18 protein-coding genes and 1 riboswitch are annotated in these 17,348 nt (G+C 67.6%); of the genes, 11 read left to right on the top strand and 7 right to left on the bottom strand.

The window, feature by feature from the left end:
• Positions 1-26 precede the first annotated feature (26 nt).
• The 4 genes from LGY53_RS39425 to LGY53_RS39410 form a co-directional block, all read right to left on the bottom strand.
• Positions 27-575: a PadR family transcriptional regulator gene (locus tag LGY53_RS39425; protein WP_167475696.1), complete on the bottom strand. Its 549-nt coding sequence runs from the start codon at positions 573-575 to the stop codon at positions 27-29.
• A 205-nt stretch (positions 576-780) separates the two neighbouring features.
• A complete protein-coding gene (locus LGY53_RS39420) occupies positions 781-2,325 on the bottom strand; it encodes a precorrin-2 C(20)-methyltransferase (RefSeq protein ID WP_225731784.1) in 1,545 nt (514 codons plus the stop codon).
• On the bottom strand, positions 2,322-2,957 hold the full coding sequence (locus LGY53_RS39415) for a precorrin-8X methylmutase (RefSeq protein ID WP_225731783.1): 636 nt from the start codon (positions 2,955-2,957) through the stop codon (positions 2,322-2,324). The genes LGY53_RS39420 and LGY53_RS39415 overlap by 4 nt, the downstream gene beginning before the upstream one ends.
• A 58-nt stretch (positions 2,958-3,015) precedes the next feature.
• Positions 3,016-3,453 carry an Lrp/AsnC family transcriptional regulator gene (locus tag LGY53_RS39410; RefSeq protein WP_167475693.1) on the bottom strand — a complete coding sequence of 146 codons (438 nt, stop codon included), beginning with the start codon at positions 3,451-3,453 and terminating at the stop codon, positions 3,016-3,018.
• A gap of 137 nt (positions 3,454-3,590) precedes the next feature.
• Between LGY53_RS39410 and ddaH the strand changes: the two genes are divergently transcribed.
• Positions 3,591-4,430 carry a dimethylargininase gene (ddaH, locus tag LGY53_RS39405; RefSeq protein ID WP_225731782.1) on the top strand — a complete coding sequence of 280 codons (840 nt, stop codon included), beginning with the start codon at positions 3,591-3,593 and terminating at the stop codon, positions 4,428-4,430.
• Between the two features lie 51 nt (positions 4,431-4,481).
• Here the strand turns inward: ddaH and LGY53_RS39400 are convergent, their stop codons facing one another.
• Together LGY53_RS39400 and cobG are read right to left on the bottom strand one after the other, a co-directional pair.
• The gene (locus LGY53_RS39400; protein ID WP_225731781.1) at positions 4,482-5,024 is read right to left on the bottom strand and encodes a hypothetical protein; all 543 of its coding nucleotides are present in this window, start codon (positions 5,022-5,024) and stop codon (positions 4,482-4,484) included.
• A gap of 3 nt (positions 5,025-5,027) precedes the next feature.
• Positions 5,028-6,227 carry a precorrin-3B synthase gene (gene cobG / locus LGY53_RS39395; RefSeq protein WP_225731780.1) on the bottom strand — a complete coding sequence of 400 codons (1,200 nt, stop codon included), beginning with the start codon at positions 6,225-6,227 and terminating at the stop codon, positions 5,028-5,030.
• 211 nt (positions 6,228-6,438) lie between these two features.
• Between cobG and LGY53_RS39390 the strand changes: the two genes are divergently transcribed.
• The 3 genes from LGY53_RS39390 to LGY53_RS39380 all read left to right on the top strand — a co-directional run bounded on the left by LGY53_RS39390 (position 6,439) and on the right by LGY53_RS39380 (position 11,422).
• Positions 6,439-6,876, top strand: coding sequence for a nuclear transport factor 2 family protein (locus LGY53_RS39390; protein WP_225731779.1), 438 nt, complete (start codon positions 6,439-6,441; stop codon positions 6,874-6,876).
• Positions 6,876-7,010, top strand: a riboswitch (cobalamin riboswitch). Its footprint overlaps the gene before it by 1 nt.
• Positions 7,011-7,042: 32 nt before the next feature.
• Positions 7,043-10,621, top strand: a complete 3,579-nt coding sequence (cobN, locus tag LGY53_RS39385) for a cobaltochelatase subunit CobN (RefSeq protein WP_225731778.1) — start codon at positions 7,043-7,045, stop codon at positions 10,619-10,621.
• Between the two features lie 270 nt (positions 10,622-10,891).
• Positions 10,892-11,422 (top strand): hypothetical protein, encoded by a 531-nt coding sequence (locus LGY53_RS39380; protein WP_225731777.1) that lies wholly within the window; start codon positions 10,892-10,894, stop codon positions 11,420-11,422.
• Between the two features lie 96 nt (positions 11,423-11,518).
• Here LGY53_RS39380 and LGY53_RS39375 read toward each other — a convergent pair whose 3' ends face one another.
• Complete coding sequence (locus LGY53_RS39375; RefSeq protein WP_225731776.1) at positions 11,519-12,481, bottom strand: YafY family protein; 963 nt, start codon at positions 12,479-12,481, stop codon at positions 11,519-11,521.
• A 63-nt stretch (positions 12,482-12,544) separates the two neighbouring features.
• Between LGY53_RS39375 and LGY53_RS39370 the strand changes: the two genes are divergently transcribed.
• From LGY53_RS39370 to LGY53_RS39345, 7 genes are all read left to right on the top strand, one after another.
• The gene (locus tag LGY53_RS39370) at positions 12,545-13,702 is read left to right on the top strand and encodes an epoxide hydrolase family protein (protein WP_225731775.1); all 1,158 of its coding nucleotides are present in this window, start codon (positions 12,545-12,547) and stop codon (positions 13,700-13,702) included.
• A gap of 115 nt (positions 13,703-13,817) precedes the next feature.
• On the top strand, positions 13,818-14,198 hold the full coding sequence (locus LGY53_RS39365) for a PPOX class F420-dependent oxidoreductase (RefSeq protein ID WP_225731774.1): 381 nt from the start codon (positions 13,818-13,820) through the stop codon (positions 14,196-14,198).
• 363 nt (positions 14,199-14,561) lie between these two features.
• Positions 14,562-15,377: a hypothetical protein gene (locus LGY53_RS39360; protein ID WP_225731773.1), complete on the top strand. Its 816-nt coding sequence runs from the start codon at positions 14,562-14,564 to the stop codon at positions 15,375-15,377.
• 29 nt (positions 15,378-15,406) lie between these two features.
• Entirely contained in the window at positions 15,407-15,538 is a 132-nt protein-coding gene (locus tag LGY53_RS43875; protein WP_255664862.1) for a hypothetical protein, read from the top strand.
• 53 nt (positions 15,539-15,591) lie between these two features.
• Positions 15,592-16,710, top strand: a complete 1,119-nt coding sequence (locus LGY53_RS39355) for a hypothetical protein (protein ID WP_225731772.1) — start codon at positions 15,592-15,594, stop codon at positions 16,708-16,710.
• Positions 16,711-16,740: 30 nt separating this feature from the next.
• The gene (locus tag LGY53_RS39350; RefSeq protein WP_225731771.1) at positions 16,741-17,130 is read left to right on the top strand and encodes a hypothetical protein; all 390 of its coding nucleotides are present in this window, start codon (positions 16,741-16,743) and stop codon (positions 17,128-17,130) included.
• A 3-nt stretch (positions 17,131-17,133) separates the two neighbouring features.
• On the top strand, positions 17,134-17,331 hold the full coding sequence (locus LGY53_RS39345) for a hypothetical protein (protein WP_225731770.1): 198 nt from the start codon (positions 17,134-17,136) through the stop codon (positions 17,329-17,331).
• The last annotated feature ends 17 nt before the right edge of the window (positions 17,332-17,348 follow it).

Here is a 17,348-nt window from a genome sequence, read left to right as displayed (position 1 = left end):
CTTACGGGAGGTGTGCGGCGATTCGGTCAGTTCCGCCGCGACCGCGGCCGGTTCAATGTCTCGGGCAGCCGGTCGAACCAGTCGAGTACGGTGCGTTCGTAGCCGATGCCGAACTCGAGGGTGGCGCGCTGGTGCGCGGACATCGCGGCGGCGTCCTCGGACAGGTAGCGGTCGAGGCGGCGCTGGTGGATATCGCGATTGGCGGCGATGATCTGGTCCAGATGTGCCGGGGCGAGATGTTCGCCGAAATGCAGGGTCAAAAGCAGTGGCACCCGGATGGTTTCGCCGCCTGGATCGCGGGCGATCCACTCGCGGAACGCCTCCCGGCCCGCTTCGGTGATCCGGTACGGGGTGCGTTCGCGCGCCCCGGTCTCACCCTTCTCGACCAGGCCCGCCGCGTCCATGGCCGCGAGTTCCCGATACACCTGGCTCTGGGTGATGGTCCAGAAATCGCCGATCCGGTCCTGCGCTTGGGCGACGAGGTCCCAGCCGGACATCGGGCCGTCGTGCAGAAATCCGAGCAGCGATGCCGCCGTGGAGTTCAGCTGCTTGGGTTTGGTTCCGTTCCTGGTCAACCGACAGCTCCCTTCGCGCTCGACAGTCCATCCAATATCCCACAATGGAACGTTGATCGGACATGCGGGTCGCTAGGTGTCGCCGACCAGCCGATCCGCGATGCCGACCTCGGATAGTGTCGCGGCCACGATCCCCTCCGTTCATCGGTGCGTCACGCGATCTTACGCGTCATGACGGGTCCAGTCGCCATGGCGCGCTACGGCGTTAGGGGTGCCGCGCCGGTGCGCCGCGATGGCGGCGAGCGGTGAACACCCTGGTGCCGTGGGGTGTTTCGAATGCGGTGGTGGACGACGCGCCGATGATCAGCAGCGTGCGCATGTCGACCTCGGCCGGGTCCAGCGCGGCCAGCGTGGTGACCCGCACCGATTCGGCCGGTCCGCCGACGTCGCGGCCGAGCACCACCGGGGTGTCCGGCGCGCGGTGCTCCAGCAGCAGCTCGCGCATCGCGCCGACCTGCCAGGTGCGCTGCGTGGACGCCGGATTGTAGATCGCGATCGCCATATCGGCCGCGGCGACGGCCGAAAGACGTTGCGCCACAACCTCCCACGGCTTGAGCCGATCCGAGAGCGAGATGGTCGCGTAATCGTGGCCGAGCGGCGCGCCCACCCGGCCAGCGACGGCATTGGCCGCGGTCATCCCGGGCAGCACCCGGACCGGGACGCCGGACCACTGCGGGTCGGCCGATTCCTCCAGCACCGCCGCCGCCATGGCGAAGACGCCGGGATCGCCCGAGGAGACCACCGCGACCTTCGCGCCGTGCTTGGCGAGATCCAGTGCCATGGCGGCGCGTTCGGACTCCACCCGGTTGTCGCTGGCGTGCCTGCGCTGTCCGGGCCGGACGGGGACGCGGTCGATATAGGTGGTGTACCCGACGAGATCCGTTGCCTCGCAGAGGGCTCGGCGGACCTCGGGGGTGGTCCACTCCGGCGCGCCCGGTCCGAGGCCGACGACAACCACCTCTCCGACGGAAGTGACCGTGCCCGTTGCGGATTCGGTCGATACCGCCGAACCATCCAGCGGCAGTGGGGTATTCGGTGTCGGACCCGGCACCAGGGTGATCGAGAAGTACGGCACCTGCGCCTCGTCCACATCGGCCGCGCGCAGCACCCGCTGCCGATCGGTGCTCGCACGCTCGACGTAGTAGGCGTCGGCCAGCCGCCCGGAATCCGAAAGTGCCCGGCGCACACCCGGATACGTGCGGCCCAGCTTCATGATCGCGGCGGCCTCGGTCTCGCGCAGCCGGGCGGTGAGCTCCTCGGCGGGCATCGTTCCCGGCAGCACGGTGAGCACCTGGTCGCCCTCCACCAGCGGGGTGCCCAGGGCCGCCGCGGCGGCGCTCACCGAGGTGATTCCGGGCACGATCTCCGTCTCGAACTGGTCCGCGAGGCGACGGTGCATATGCATGTAGGAGCTGTAGAACAGCGGATCGCCTGCGGCGAGTAGCGCGACCGAGCGGCCCGCGGACAGGTGCGCCGCGAGTCGTTTCGCCGCCTGCTCGTAGAACTCGTCGATGGCGCCCTGATAGCCGCCGGGGTGGTCGGTGGTTTCGGTGGTCACCGGGTAGACGAGATGTTCCTCCAACTGGCCGGGCCGCATATACGGCGCGGCGATGCCGCGGGAGATGCTGCGGCCGTGCCGGGCGCTGTGGAAGGCGATCACCTCGACCTCGCCGATGATCCTGGCCGCCTTCACCGTCACCAGTTCCGGATCGCCCGGCCCGAGTCCGATACCCCAGAGCTTGCCGGTCATTCCTGTTCGCTCGCAATCGCATTCAGCGCCGACGCGGTGATCGCGCTGCCGCCGCGCCTGCCGCGCACGGTCAGATATTCGACGCCGCCGTATCCGATCAGCGCCTCCTTGGATTCGGCGGCGCCGACGAATCCGACCGGGATGCCGAGGATCGCGGCGGGGCGCGGCGCGCCGGCGTCGAGCAGATCGAGCAGGTGGAACAGCGCGGTCGGGGCATTGCCGATGGCGACGACGGCGCCGCCGAGCCGGTCGCGCCACAGCTGCAGCGCCGCGGCCGAGCGTGTATTGCCAAGGGATGCGGCCAATTCCGGCACCCGCGGATCGGCGAGCGCGCAGATCACCTCGTTGTCCGCGGGCAGCCGTTTGCGGGTGACGCCCGCGGCGACCATGGTCGCATCGCACAGGATCGGCGCACCGGCGCGCAGCGCGGCGCGGGCCGCGGCCACCACGCCGGGTGAAAACGCAACGTCCCCAGCGAGATCCACCTGTCCGCTACCGTGGATCATCCGCACCACCACCTGCGCGACATCCGGTGGGAAACCGCTCAGATCGGCCTCGGCGCGGATCATCGCGAACGAGCGCCGATAGATCTCGGCGCCGTCGGTGAGGTAGCTGGTGCGCACGTCGGACATGCCGTTCACCCTAGAAGGTGGGCGCGGCAGCGGTTCGGGTCGGGTGACGCACCGGGTTCTAGGTGCGTGGCCGTTCGAGCAGCCGCGACATGACGATCGAGCTGCGGGTGCGGCCGACCCGCGCGTTCTCCCTGATCCGTTCGACGGTGGATTCGATCTCGGCCATATCGGTGGCCATCACGTGCACCAGTGCGTCCGCCTCGCCCGCGATCGTCCACACGCCGACCACCTGTGGGATCGGTTCCAATCCGCGCCGCAGTTCGGCGGGTGAGATGTTGTCACGGTAGTAGACCTCGACATATGCCTCGGTGCGCCAGCCGAGCGCGGCGGGGTTGACCTGTGCGGTGAATCCGGTGATCTGGCCGCTGGCCACCATCTTGTCGACCCGGCGCTTCACCGCGGGCGCGGAGAGCCCGACCGCGCTGCCGATCTCCTGGAAGGAGGCGCGCGCCTCGCGCAGCAGATGGGCCAGGATGCGCCGGTCGATGTCGTCCATGCCACAATTCTGCCGTCTCGCGCAATGAATCGATGTTTTTTAGGGGATTTGCGCAACGAATCCATATTTCTGACGCAATAGTGCGCGAATTACCTTCGTGTCAGTCGCTAGCTCGCGCCTACACCCGGGAGATCCCCTTGACCTCTGTAGCCACCCGCCCCGAACCCGCCGCCGTACGCCGATCCGTGCCGCGGCGGTTCGTCATGTGCCGTCCGGACCACTTCGACGTCTTCTACTCGATCAACCCGTGGATGGATCCGAATCTGGCGGTCGACCGCGAACTCGCGCTGTCCCAGTGGGAGACGCTGCGCGCGACATTCGAGCAGTACGGCCACCACATCGATGTCGTCCCCGGCGAACCCGGGCTGCCCGATATGGTTTTCGCCGCGAACAGCGGCCTGATCGTCGGCGACCGGGTGATGTCGGCCCGATTCACGCACGCCGAGCGCGCGGCGGAGGGGCCCGCGTACCACCGGTGGTTCGCCGAGCGCGGATATTCGGAAGTCGTTGCCGCCGAGGAGATCAACGAGGGCGAGGGCGATTTCGTGCTGATCGGCGACCGCTTCCTGGCGGCCACCGGATTCCGCAGTTCCCTTGCGGCGCACAAGGAGGTGGAGCGGTACTTCGGCATTCCGGTGGTATCGCTGGAGCTGGTCGATCCGCGCTTCTACCACCTCGACACCGTGCTGATGGTGCTCGGCGAGGACGAAATCGCCTACTACCCGGCGGCTTTCAGCGCCGACAGCCAGGACGTGCTCGCCGGGCTGTTCCCCGACGCGGTGCTGGCCACCGACGCCGATGCCGAGGTGCTCGGACTCAACGGCGTCTCCGACGGGTACAACGTCTTCCTCAGCCGTCGGGCGACGGATCTGGCCGCGGCGCTGAGCGCCAGGGGCTTCAACCCGATCGGAATGGATCTCTCGGAACTGCTGAAGGCGGGCGGCGGCGTCAAATGCTGCACGCTGGAGGTGCACTGAACTGTCGATCGGCGGGCCTCGCACCGGATTCGTCCGGTGCGAGGCCCGTTGTCAGAGCGGCAATTTCACCCGCCACGCGCTGACCTCCGGACGGGCCAGCGGATGCGATTCGGCGAGAAATTTGAACAGCAGCAGCGCACCGCCGATCTGCAGCAGCGCGAGCGGGAGTTCCGCGCCGAACGCGATGGCCAGCGATACCCAGACATCGCGGGAGTCGGCGGTCGTGATGTCGAACCAGGCGTCGACGAGCAGCAGCATGCCGGTGCCGAAGGCGGGGAGCAGTACGAGTGGTCGGCGCTGCCAGCCGAGGAAAGCCGTCGTCGCCATCATGATGACGAGCAGGATGTCGAAGCCCACCCAGGTTAGGGTCCAGTTCCGGGCGGTGTAGTCGTCGGGCAGGGTGAATCCGAGGTAGGTGATCCACGGGATCAGCGCGATCGTGCCGCCCGTCATCAGGGTGAGCCGGATGCGGCGGTGCAGCCGGATGACCGAGGGCCGCGGCAGCACCTGCGGTGTTTGCAGGCGCCGGATCAGCTCCCGGCGCTCCTCGGGTGACATCGCCGCGATCTCGTCATCGCCGAGTCCGATCATCATGCGTCACACCCCTTCTCGTGCGGATCCTCCGTCTACCCGATAGCCGGACTCGGTGGCGACCACATCGGTCACCGTGCCGCGCGGGCGCCCGCACCGGCGATCGCAGCCCGACCAGTGCTGGCGCCCGGCCACTTCCACCTCATCGGCCGTGAATACACCAGCCGCCGTGCGCTTTTCACTCAGCGGCAGCACCCGGCCGGATTCGACGGCCGCGGCGGCGTCGGCGCGCACATCGGTCCGCGATTTCGCGCAACCCGGTTGTCCGGCGCAGGCACTCACCAGCAGCCAGGGCGAATTCGCGTCGAAGATCAGTCCCATCGGGGCGAGCACCCGAACGACCTGCTCGGCGGGCGACTCCTCGAGATCGGCGAGAACCAGGCTGCGCCAAGGGGTTACGAAAAGCGGGCGTTCCACGGCGGCGAGGAATTCGGCGACCCGGGCCGGCAGCGAACCGAGCCGGACCCCCGCGCCCAGTGCGACCAAGCCGTTGTCCTGTTCCAGCCAGCCGATCGGAATATCGTGCGCGGCGCCGAATTCCAGCCGCTGCGGCACCGGCGCCAGCCCCAGCCGGTCCACGATCCGGTCCGCGCCGCCGTCGACCTCGTGCAGCCGCCACTGCCCGGAGCTCACGTCGAGGAAGCCGTCCGCGGCCGCGAGCATGACCTCGACCGCGTCGGCCGCCGAGACCCGGATACCGGAATCCCGGCCGGCCAGCAGTATCGCGAATTCGTCCGAACCCGTGGCGTGTACGCCGATATCCCCGCCGAGCCCGCTGATATCTCCGCGCCCGTCGTCCAAGGTGAACAGCACCCGCCCCGGCAATTCCGCGAGCCGCGGCCGCGCGCGCAGCCCGGCGTCGAGCGAGCTCGCCAGCCCGTGCACGTCGGTCCATCCGCCGACCCGGCCCGAGAGCGGCGACGCGACGATATTGCGCACCCGCTCGTGCGTCCGGCTCGGCAGCAGTCCGGCCGCCTCCAGTCGCGTCGTCAGCTCACCCGCGTCCCGCACCCGGCGCAGCTGGATATTGCCGCGCGAGGTCAGCTCGATGGCGTCGTCCGCGAGATCCCGCGCGGCCTCGGCCAGCGCCTGTAGCTGTGCGGGCGCCAACCGGCCACCGGGCAGCCGGATCCGCGCCAGCGGCCCGTCGGCGGCGTCGTGCAGCCGCAGCACGCCGGGACACGAATCGGAGGAGGTACGAGTCATAACGAAACCAGACTAATCGCGCTGTCGGCGTGGCCGTCCGCAGCCTGCGTACGGCCGGAGTACAGGCGGAGGTATGCCAAATGGGCGCTGTCGGCGCAGCCCGCACGGCCGGAGGTACGCCTGATTGCGCGGTCGGCACGCTGGCCGCGGCGGCGCGATGCCCGGAAAACTCGGTCGCCGACCGGCGAATCCGCTCGCTAATGTCACCGGAATGAGTGAGATCTCTGATGTCGCGGACCGGCTCGCGATCATCGAAACGATTACCAAGATGTTCGTGTACTGCGATCAGAAGCGCTGGGACGACCTGCTCGGCGTATTCACCGAGAAGGTGGATTTCGACGGGGGATTCGGCGGGGCGGCGGCGGTGCGCGATGCCACCGATATCGTCGGCGACTGGCGGATCGGCCTCGGCGATCTGGACGCGCTCCAGCATCAGTCCGGAAACCATCTGATCGAGTTGCAAGGTGATACCGCGAAGGTGCACGCGGATTCCATTGCGGTGCATGTGAAGAACGACGCGGTGCACGGTAAGACCCGCACCTTCGTCGGCAGCTACGACCTGGCCGTCGAGCGGGCAGGCGATGGTTGGCGGGTGAGCAAATTCCACTATCTGCTGAAGGTGATCGAGGGTAACGCGGACCTCACGTAGCACCGGATACCGGTGTCGGACGCGGCGGCGGGTAGGCTGCCCATGCTCGGCGGCTGACGAGGAAACCGGTGCAATTCCGGTGCGGTCGCGCCACTGTGTACAGCCAGACCCTCTCCGGCGAGCAGCACACCCCCGATGGGCGCGTCACCCGAGGAAGGCCGTCACCGTGATCCTGCTGCTGTCCACGTCCGACACCGATCTGCTCAGCGCGCGCGCCAGCGGCGCGGATTACCGCTGGGGCAATCCGGCCCGGCTGCTGCTCGACGATCTGCCCGCGCTGCTGGACGGCGCCGATCTGGTCGTGCTGCGCGTCCTGGGTGGTAAGCGGGCCTGGGAGGAGGGCCTGGAAGCGTTGCGGGCCAGCGGAGTTCCGCTGGTCGCCCTGGGCGGCGAGATCGCGCCCGACGCGGAGCTGATGGAATGTTCGACGGTGCCGGGCGGTGTCGCGGCCGACGCGCACAACTATCTGGCCGCGGGCGGTCCGGCGAATCTGCGTGAGCTGCACAACTTCCTGTCCGATACGGTGCTGCTCACCGGGCACGGCTTCGAACCGCCGGTGCAGCTGCCGAGCTGGGGTGAATTGCCGCGCACCGCGGCGGAATCCGATCCGGACGCGCCGACCGTCGCCGTGATCTATTACCGCGCGCAGCATCTCGCGGGAAACACCGCCTATGTCGACGCGCTGTGCACGGCGATCGAGGCTGCGGGCGCCCGCGCGCTGCCGCTTTACTGCGCCTCGCTGCGCACCGCGGAACCGGAGCTGCTCGCCGCGCTGCGCCAGGCCGACGCCCTGGTGGTGACGGTGCTGGCCGCCGGCGGTACGAAACCGGCCGCGGCATCGGCGGGCGGCGAGGACGAGGCCTGGGATGTCGGCGCGCTCGCCGACCTGGATGTGCCCATCCTGCAAGGACTTTGCCTGACCACCGGCCGGGACCAGTGGGCGGCGAACGACGACGGCCTCTCGCCGCTGGATGTGGCCACCCAGGTGGCGGTGCCGGAATTCGACGGCCGCATCATCACGGTCCCGTTCTCGTTCAAGGAGTTCGACGCCGACGGCCTGTCGACCTACGTGCCGGACGCCGAGCGCGCCGCCCGGGTGGCGGGCATCGCCGTCCGGCACGCCCGGCTGCGCCGGATTCCCAACGCGCGCAAGCGGATCGCGATCATGCTCTCGGCCTATCCGACCAAGCACGCCAGGATCGGCAATGCGGTGGGCCTGGACACCCCGGCCAGTGCCATCCGGTTGCTCACCGAGATGCGGTCGGCCGGTTACGATCTCGGCGCGCCGGGTGAGGTGCCCGGCCTGGACGAGCGGGACGGCGACGCGCTGATCCACGCGCTGATCGCGGCGGGCGGCCAGGATCCGGACTGGCTCACCGCGGAACAGTTGGAGGGCAACCCGATTCGCATCGGCGCCGATACCTACGCCGCGTGGTTCGCCACCCTCCCCGAAGAGCTGCGGGCGGCCGTCGTCGAGGCGTGGGGTCCGCCGCCGGGTGAGCTTTACGTCGACCGGTCCGCCGATCCGAAGGGTGAAATCGTCATCGCCGCATTGCGTTTCGGCAATGTGGTGCTGATGGTGCAGCCGCCGCGCGGTTTCGGCGAGAATCCGGTGGCCATCTACCACGATCCGGATCTGCCGCCGAGCCATCACTATCTGGCCGCCTACCGCTGGCTGTCCGCGCCGGAGGGTTTCGCCGCCGCCGCCATGGTGCATCTCGGCAAGCACGGCAACCTGGAATGGCTGCCGGGCAAAACCCTCGGCATGTCCGCCGCCTGCGGCACCGATGCCGCGCTCGGCGAGCTGCCGCTGATCTATCCGTTCCTGGTCAACGATCCCGGCGAGGGCACCCAGGCCAAGCGGCGCGCGCACGCCACCCTGGTGGACCACCTCATCCCGCCGATGGCGCGCGCCGAAAGTTACGGCGACATCTCGCGTTTGGAGCAGTTGCTGGACGAGCACGCGAATATCTCCACCCTCGACCCGGCCAAACTGCCCGCGATCCGCCAGCAGATCTGGACGCTGATGCGGGCCGCGAAGATGGACCACGATCTGGGGCTGGCCGAGCGCCCGGACGAGGAATCCTTCGACGATATGCTGCTGCACGTCGACGGCTGGCTGTGTGAGATCAAGGATGTGCAGATCCGCGACGGCCTGCACGTGCTCGGCCAGGCGCCCGCCGGTGACGGCGAACTCGACCTGGTGCTCGCCATGTTGCGGGCCCGCCAGCTCTGGGGCGGCGAGCGCAACGTGCCCGGTCTGCGAGAGGCGTTGGGGCTGGACGAATCCGGTGCGGAATCCCGGGAGCGGGTGGACGCGGCCGAGGCGCGGGCACGCGAGCTGGTGGGCGCGCTGCAGGCGGCGGACTGGTCGGTCGACGCGGTGGCCGGGCTCACCGAATCCGAGCCGGTGCGCGCCGTACTGCGTTTCGCCGCAACGGAAGTGGTGCCGCGCCTGCGGCAGACCGGCGTCGAGATCGAGCGGGTGCTGCACGCGCTGAACGGCGGTTTCATCCCGGCCGGCCCGAGCGGTTCGCCGCTGCGCGGCCTGATCAACGTGCTGCCGACCGGACGCAACTTCTACTCCGTCGATCCGAAGGCGGTGCCATCGCGCCTGGCCTGGGAAACCGGGCAGGCCATGGCGGATTCGCTGGTCGAGCGCTATCTGACCGATCACGGCGAATACCCGCGCTCGGTCGGGCTCTCGGTGTGGGGCACCTCGGCCATGCGCACCTCCGGCGACGATATCGCCGAGGTGCTCGCCCTGCTCGGTGTGCGCCCGGTGTGGGACGAGGCAAGCCGCCGGGTGACCACGCTCGAGGTGATCCCGCAGGCCGAACTCGGCCGCCCGCGCATCGATGTCACGGTGCGCATCAGCGGATTCTTCCGCGACGCCTTCCCGCATGTGCTCGCCCTGCTCGACGACGCGGTCCGGCTGGTCGCCGCGCTCGACGAGCCGGACGAGCTGAATTACGTTCGCGCCCATACCCGCTCGGATCTGGCCGAACACGGCGACGAGCGCCGCGCCACCACCCGCATCTTCGGTTCCAAGCCGGGCACCTACGGCGCGGGGCTGCTACAGCTGATCGATTCGAAGAGCTGGCGCACCGATGACGATTTGGCGCAGGTGTACACCACCTGGGGCGGCTACGCCTACGGTCGCGATCTGGACGGTGCGCCCGCCGCGGCCGATATGCGCTCGGCGTATCGCCGAATCACGGTGGCGGCCAAGAACACCGACACCCGCGAGCACGATATCGCCGATTCCGACGACTACTTCCAGTTCCACGGCGGCATGGTGGCGACGGTGCGCGCCCTGACGGGGCGAAATCCGCAGGCCTATATCGGCGACAGCACCCGGCCGGACGCGGTGCGCACCCGCACCCTCTCCGAGGAGACGTCCCGGGTATTCCGTGCCCGGGTGGTGAATCCGCGCTGGCTGGAGGCCATGCGCAGGCATGGGTACAAGGGCGCGTTCGAGATGGCGGCCACGGTGGACTACCTGTTCGGCTACGACGCCACCACGAATGTGGTCGCCGACTGGATGTACGAAAAACTCGCGGAGAGCTACGTTTTCGACGAGGTGAACCGCAAGTTCATGGATCGGTCGAATCCGTGGGCGCTGCACGGTATCGCCGAACGGTTGCTGGAGGCAGCCGAGCGCCGATTGTGGGAGCGGCCGGAGCCGCAGACCCTGGATCGGCTGCGACAGGTGTATCTGGAGACCGAGGGCGAACTCGAGTAGAACGGCGTTGCGGCCTGCCAGATTCATCCGTCGAAAATCTATGCCCAACAGGCCCTCGTGGCGGAGCGCGTAGCGGGCGGAAAATCAATCCCCGATTTCTTCGGTGCGACCTGTATTACATGATCTTGCAGGATAATTCGGGTTGGGGATTCTATCGACAACGTATGTCGTTGGGGCGCATGATGAACTATGTCCCATCGCCGTATCTTTCGGGGATCGTCATTGAAATCGGCTGGATGATTGGAAAATGCAATGAAGATAAGAAAATTGGTGGCTACCGCCATTTTGACCATTGCGGCCACTGGCATCACCGCCGCGACCGCGTACGGTCAGGCCGAGGTCGCGGGGCCCACCACGATAAACGGGGTGGACGGCCAGGTCGGCTACACGACCACGGTGGCGCAGGACCGCTCCAGCGCGACTGTCAAGCTGACCTCGGGGAAGTTCACGCTGGTACCGGGCGCGGTAGCGGTGGCGGCGTCGGACGGCTCGGTGGTCGGCTCCATTCCCACCGAGCTCCGGACCGCGGCCGGACAGATTTTCGATGTCACTCCCGCGTTGGACGCCACGGCCACCACCTTGACGCTGACCCCGGTCGGCGGGCCGGTTCCCGGAGTGGCCAACTCGCCGGAAGCTGTTGCGTTGCAACAGATCGGTAACGCGGGTACCACCATCGCCGGCGTCGCCATCGGCTGTGCGGTCGGCATCGTCATCGGCATCTTCTTCTTCTTTGTCGGTGCGATCATCGGGTGTGTCGTCGGCGCGGTCATCGGCGGAATCATCGGTGCGAATCAGCCGTAGCGCAATCGCGCAGCGACACCTGTTGCGCGACAATCAGAGTCGTCGCCTGCGGTGATACCCGCAGGCGGCGCCTATATGAAATATCCGCAATTTAATTCAGTATTGTGAGTCCGCCGCTTTTCGGAATCGTTCGGCGATCACGCGCAGCTGCGCGGCGAGTTCCGTTGCGTCCGAGAGCTCGAAATCCGCGTCCAGCAGGGCGAGATAGTGGGCGAGCATGATCGGTGAATCCGAGCCCACCCGAATCACACAGTGATCAGGTCCGTCCTCGGTCACCGGAATCGTGCCGGGCAGCCGGGTCCGGATGGTCTCGGCGGGCGCGTGCACCCGGACGGTGGCTCGGTAGCGCCATGTCGCGGTCCCGATGCGGCGTTGTACGTACCGGGCCGGGTCGGCGTCCGGGACGGTCCGCGGCGTGAAACGCGGGCCGTTCGGGGTTTTGGGGACCATCCGGTCCACCCGGAAGGTGCGCCAATCCACGCGCCCGACATCCCAGGCCACCAGATACCAGATGCCCGACCAGTGCACCAGCCGGTGCGGTTCCGTGTCGCGGTACGACGGTGCGCCGGAATGGGATTCGTAGTCGAAGCGCAGTCGTTCGCCATCCCGGATCGCGGTCGCGATCGCGGTGAGCACCGCTGCGTTCACGGTCGGGTGGCCCGCGCGCGGCACATGCACCATGGCCGCGGTGAGCGCCCGCACCCGGTGCTGCAGCCGCGACGGCAATACCTGCAGCAGTTTCGCCAGCGCGCGCACCGAGGTCTCCTCGATGCCCGCGACGGCGCCGCTCGCGGCGGTGGCCAGACCTACCGCGACGGCCACCGCCTCGTCGTCGTCCAAAAGCAGTGGGGGCAGCGCGGATCCGGCGCCGAGCCGGTATCCACCCGCGACGCCCGGCGTCGCGTGCACCGGGTAGCCGAGGACGCGCAGGCGTTCGATATCGGTGCGGATGGTGCGGGTGCTCACCCCGAGCCGTTCGGCGAGCGCGGGGCCGGTCCAATCCCGGTGCAGCTGCAGCAGTGACAGCAGCCGGAGCAATCGTGCGGAGGTTTCCAACATCGGTGCGAGCTTTCCGGCAATCGCGGAAGCAAGTCTTCCGCAATAGGTTCGAGAGTAGCTCCCATGACCAACACCGCGGATATCCGCCCCTTCCGTATCGACATCCCGCAGGCCGAGCTGGACGACCTGCACCGCAGGCTGGCCGCGACCCGCGTCCCGAATCCGGTGCCGGGCACCGAATCGGATTGGCGGCGCGGTATCGCGCCGGACCTCCTCGCCGAACTGGCCGAATATTGGCGCACCGGTTTCGATTGGCGGGCGCAGGAGGCGCGGTTGAACGCCTTCGATCAGTTCGTCACCGAAATCGACGGCCAGACCATACATTTCCTGCACGTCCGTTCGCCGGAACCGGATGCGGTGCCGCTGCTGATGACGCACGGCTATCCGAGTTCGGTGGTCGAATTCCTCGAGGTGATAGGCCCGCTGACCGATCCGCGGGCGCACGGCGGCTCGCCCGCCGATGCCTTCCACCTGGTGATCCCGTCGCTGCCCGGCTTCGGATTCTCCACCCCGCTGGCCGCGACCGGATGGGAATTGGCCCGTACCACAGCGGCTTTCGCCGAACTCATGACGCGGCTGGGCTATCGGCGGTTCGCGGCGCAGGGCGGCGATATCGGCGCCGGCGTCACCGGCAGGCTGGCCGCGCTGTATCCGGGTCGGGTGATCGCGACCCACGTCAACAGCGATCAGGGCTCGCTGGGGCTGGCCGGGGAGCAATTCCCGATCCCGGATGGTCTCTCATCCGATGAGATGTCGGTAATCCATGCGGCGCAGGAACGTTGGGCGCAGCAGAAGGGCTACCTGGTGTTGCAGACCACGCAGCCGAACGCGCTGGCCGCGGCGTTGACCGATTCGCCGATCGCTCAATTGGCCTGGATCGCCGAGAAGTTCGTGGTGTGGGGTGGTACGCGGCGCACCGCGGTCGACCGGGATCTGCTGCTGGCGAATATCAGCATCTACTGGTTCACCCGCAGCGGTGCCTCCGCTGCGCAATTCCTTTGGGAAACAGCGCATTCCGGGCTCGACTGGATGGCGCCATCGCTTGTCCCGCAGGGCTGGGCGGTATTCGACGCGAATCCGGTGCTGCGCCGGATCATGGATCCGGACAAGCAGATCGAGCACTACAGCGAGTACGCCGACGGCGGCCATTTCGCGGCGCTGCAGACGCCGGACCTGCTGGTCGACGACATCCGGAGGTTCTTCGGTAAGCATCGCGGATAAGTCGGCGCGGCGTGGGTGGACGCGGAATCAACCCACCCACATACGCCGCTGGTCGTAGCCGAAATGAGCCCGGGGTCCGATGCCGGGCCCGCGACGCGGCCATAGCGTGGCGGATATGAGTTGGCATGACCTCGCCGCGAGCAGGTACGCGCGGCTGACGACTTATAAGCGGGACGGCACCCCGGTTTCCACGGCGGTCTGGGTGGCCGCGGATGGTGAACGGATCGTCGTCTGGACCGGCCCGCGGACCGGGAAGGTGAAGCGGCTGCGCCGCAATCCGAAAGTGCTGCTACAGATTTCGGATAATCGCGGCCGCCCGAAAGAGGACTGCGTCTATCTCGGTCGCGCGGAGATCCTGGACGCGGAGGGCACCGAGCGGGTGCGCGCGCTGGTCGCCCGCAAGTACGGTGCGATCGGCTGGCTCGGTATCCGCGGGCATCGACTGTTGAAGGGCCCGGACGCGTCGGTCGGGCTCGCCATCACCCAGCAGGGCTGAAATTCGAACTCGCTCAGGCAGATTGACTCTCTCGTCCCAGGAGAGATTCGATTCGCCGAACAGCGGATACCGCCGTCGCCCAGGTGGTATCCGCTGTTCGGCATGCCCGAGATGACGCGCAAATGCCTCGGGAATCCTTTAGCCACAGTCTATTACACTGATAACACAAATACTCCGCCGCGCGATGCCGGAATCCGCCGACCTGCGGATTCGGTGCGCGGGTCCGGCTGGTGGACCGCTCGGTCCGTTCTGTGGAACGACACGCACCACCTCCGTCGATGCGGATGCAGGATGGGTTCGTCGAGCCGAGGTCGCGGGGGCGCCTCGGTCAAATCATCCAGCCGAAACATCGGAGGTACGCCCGTGGCCGGGTTGGTCGATACCGTCTTACTCCGCCTGGCGACAGCATCGGGCGTGCACGACCTCGTATTCCCGGCGAACGATACGGGTCATACGCGAATCCGCACCCTGTTCACCTCGGTCTACCAGCTGCCCTTCGCGGTAATCCACGACGTGACCGCAGTCGACGTGGCGGGCATCGTCTGCGCCCGGCCGCTCTATCCCGTGGTCCGCCGCACCGGAAACTGGACGCAGACCATGCCGGGCCATATCCGCACCGATGTCGATATCGTCGGCAGCGATGGCGTGGCGCCGCAGTGGGTCGACGTCGTCGCGGATCTCGCCGTCACCGTCGTGCTGGAGATCGATCCCGGCGAACTGGATTCGCTGCGCATCGGTGATCTCGGCGATTTCACCACGCTCGATCAATTCCGCGCCAAATTCCGCTATTTCGACTTCGACGCGTTCATGCGCGAGCACCGGTTGGCCACGGTGGATGATCTGAAGCGCGCCTTCCGCTACCTGCTCGCCGAGGTGAAGCTGAAGCCGGCGCCCGCATTCGACCCCGGGGCCGCGACGAATTCGCGCAGGCTGCCGCTGCGGGTCGGGATCCTGATCCGGGACAACGCCGATATCACCGCGGCCTTGCGCGATGTGCGCCAGATGATGGCCGGGTACGGCCCCGTCGTAGACGAGCACACCGACCGGGATTTCGCCGAAATAGCCGCACCCATCGCACCTTTGGTGATCTTCCCGGCGCAGAGCGTGCCCGACGGGCCGACACAGGTCCAGATCGCGACCTTCTTCGCGAGCCAGAACGTCCTCGCCGTCTTCGCCTGAGCCGAAGGCGCACAGCAAAAGGAGAAACCTTGCCGGACAACGAGATCGAGCCCGAACCGGAGCAGACCGCTCCCGACCCGACACCACCGCGAATCACCTTGTCGCGCGAGGAGATCGAGGCATTGCGCGCCAAGCTGCGCGCCAAGTTCCACGAACCGTGACGGCGCGAATCCGCCGCCATCCCTTACCGACTCCCAGCTAGGAGAAGATCAGCATGCCACTTCACTACGTGCGGGTGAGCGCGCAACTCGACGCTTTCTCGCCGCTCATCCGGCCGACCGGAAATATGGTCGTGATCGGTGACGCGTCGGCGGGTGCCGCCGCGAACACCGCCTTCGAAATAACCTCACTTGCCGACGCCAGGTCCTTCAGCGCGGACCCGAACGCGTTGTCGCCCTTGTCCAAAGCGCTGATCGCCGCGACGCGGCAGACCCCGGGCCCGAGCCGGATCTGGGGCATCAGGACCGGCACCACCGCAACGGCCGTCGCGGACGCGCTCACCGTCGCCGAGGGCCTCAACGTGCAGTTCGTCGTGGTCGCGGGCGCGTCGCTGACGGCCGACGCCACCAAGCAGGCCCCGATCACCGCCCTGGTCAACCACGTCACCACCGTCTCCACCAGGGGTGACGGCAACGAGCGGATGGGTGTCGCGATGCTGGCGAAGGGCGCGACCGATACCACGGTGGCGGGCGGTACCTTCAGCAACGACCGCATGGTCTACGTCGCGCACCAGAGTGACGACGATGTCGCCGCCGCGGTGGCGGGCACCATCGCCGGATATCCGCCGCACATCTCGATGATCCTCAAACAGGTCGCGATCACCAACACCCCTTTCACCGCGGCGCAGATCGACACGATCAACGGCCTGGAGCCCGACACCTCGTCCAAGATCGGCGGGGCCGGGGTCATCTGGCTGGCCTCGCCGACGCTGATCCCGGGCACCGCCACCTACCTGGGTGAGGGTTACAACGGAAACCCCGGTGGCCAAGTGAGATTCATCGACGTGCAGCGCACGCTCGACGACATCACCTTCAAGATCAAGGCCCGATTGATCGGGACCATCGGCAACCTGCGGATCAGCCGGTCGGGGCTGCGTTCGCTCACCCTCGCGTTGGAGGGTGTGCTGAATCCCCTTGTGAGCGACGGTGTTCTGGAACGCTTCGCCATCGACATCCCGATCCTGCGGCTGCTCGACGCCGATCCGGCCACCCTCACCGACGACCAGCTGAGCAAGATCCACGACGCGGAGAACGGTCGCGTCGCTCAGGTGCTCGTCAGCGTCGAGTACGCGGGTGCGATCCACCGCATCAACGTCAACCTGAAATTCAACTAGCGCCCGAACCACGAATCCGAGGACACAGCGATGCCTAACTGGAACACCAGACTCGAAGTCCGACTGGGCAATACGGTGATCAGCCCGATCTCCCAGTTCACCCCCACGTTCAATGTGCCGCACACGGTGGTGCACAGCATCGAGGACGAGAACCTCGGCTACGTGCGCCAGCCGCAGACCTTCACCTTCACCATGACGGTGCAGGCATTCGCCACGGTGGTGGCCGACCTGACCCAACTGGCCGTGACGGGCAAGGAATTCGATATCGCCGTCGCCGAGAAGACCGGCACCGATTGGTCTTTCAAATCGCTCAAGTTCGGCCGGTGCGTCGTCACCTCCGCCAACCCGAGCAGTGTGGTGATCGACGGGGTGCCGCAGGCCACGTTCACCTGCATGTGCCTGCAGCCCGGAATCGAGTGAGCCGTGACCCCCGAGTGGCCATTTGCGGGTGATGACGCCTGGCCCGTAACGGAATCCGCGTCTGCCGACCCGAAAGACCAACTCACCTACCACTTTCCGGTGGAGGTCGAGGTCATCGGTGAGCTCGGCGAGGACCATCTGCGCCAGGTGGCCGCATACGTCTTCGACCAGCTGCACACCACGCTGCGCGGCCGCGGCTGAACGAAACCCGACAACTG

It is taken from the genome of Nocardia sp. JCM 34519.1 (assembly GCF_020361265.1).
In the GTDB taxonomy this organism is placed as follows: Bacteria; Actinomycetota; Actinomycetes; order Mycobacteriales; family Mycobacteriaceae; genus Nocardia; species Nocardia arthritidis_A.
This window is presented reverse-complemented; position numbering and strand designations above follow the sequence as displayed.

What these genes read in the sequence shown, in the direction of transcription:
- LGY53_RS39415 (WP_225731783.1), bottom strand. Translation starts at nt 2,957, where the DNA reads ATGTCCGACGTGCGCACCAGCTACCTCACCGACGGCGCCGAGATCTAT.
- LGY53_RS39370 (WP_225731775.1), top strand. Translation starts at nt 12,545, where the DNA reads ATGACCAACACCGCGGATATCCGCCCCTTCCGTATCGACATCCCGCAG.
- LGY53_RS39375 (WP_225731776.1), bottom strand. Translation starts at nt 12,481, where the DNA reads ATGTTGGAAACCTCCGCACGATTGCTCCGGCTGCTGTCACTGCTGCAG.
- LGY53_RS39350 (WP_225731771.1), top strand. Translation starts at nt 16,741, where the DNA reads ATGCCTAACTGGAACACCAGACTCGAAGTCCGACTGGGCAATACGGTG.
- LGY53_RS39355 (WP_225731772.1), top strand. Translation starts at nt 15,592, where the DNA reads ATGCCACTTCACTACGTGCGGGTGAGCGCGCAACTCGACGCTTTCTCG.
- LGY53_RS39365 (WP_225731774.1), top strand. Translation starts at nt 13,818, where the DNA reads ATGAGTTGGCATGACCTCGCCGCGAGCAGGTACGCGCGGCTGACGACT.
- LGY53_RS39410 (WP_167475693.1), bottom strand. Translation starts at nt 3,453, where the DNA reads ATGGACGACATCGACCGGCGCATCCTGGCCCATCTGCTGCGCGAGGCG.
- LGY53_RS39400 (WP_225731781.1), bottom strand. Translation starts at nt 5,024, where the DNA reads ATGATGATCGGACTCGGCGATGACGAGATCGCGGCGATGTCACCCGAG.
- LGY53_RS39420 (WP_225731784.1), bottom strand. Translation starts at nt 2,325, where the DNA reads ATGACCGGCAAGCTCTGGGGTATCGGACTCGGGCCGGGCGATCCGGAA.
- cobG (WP_225731780.1), bottom strand. Translation starts at nt 6,227, where the DNA reads ATGACTCGTACCTCCTCCGATTCGTGTCCCGGCGTGCTGCGGCTGCAC.
- LGY53_RS39390 (WP_225731779.1), top strand. Translation starts at nt 6,439, where the DNA reads ATGAGTGAGATCTCTGATGTCGCGGACCGGCTCGCGATCATCGAAACG.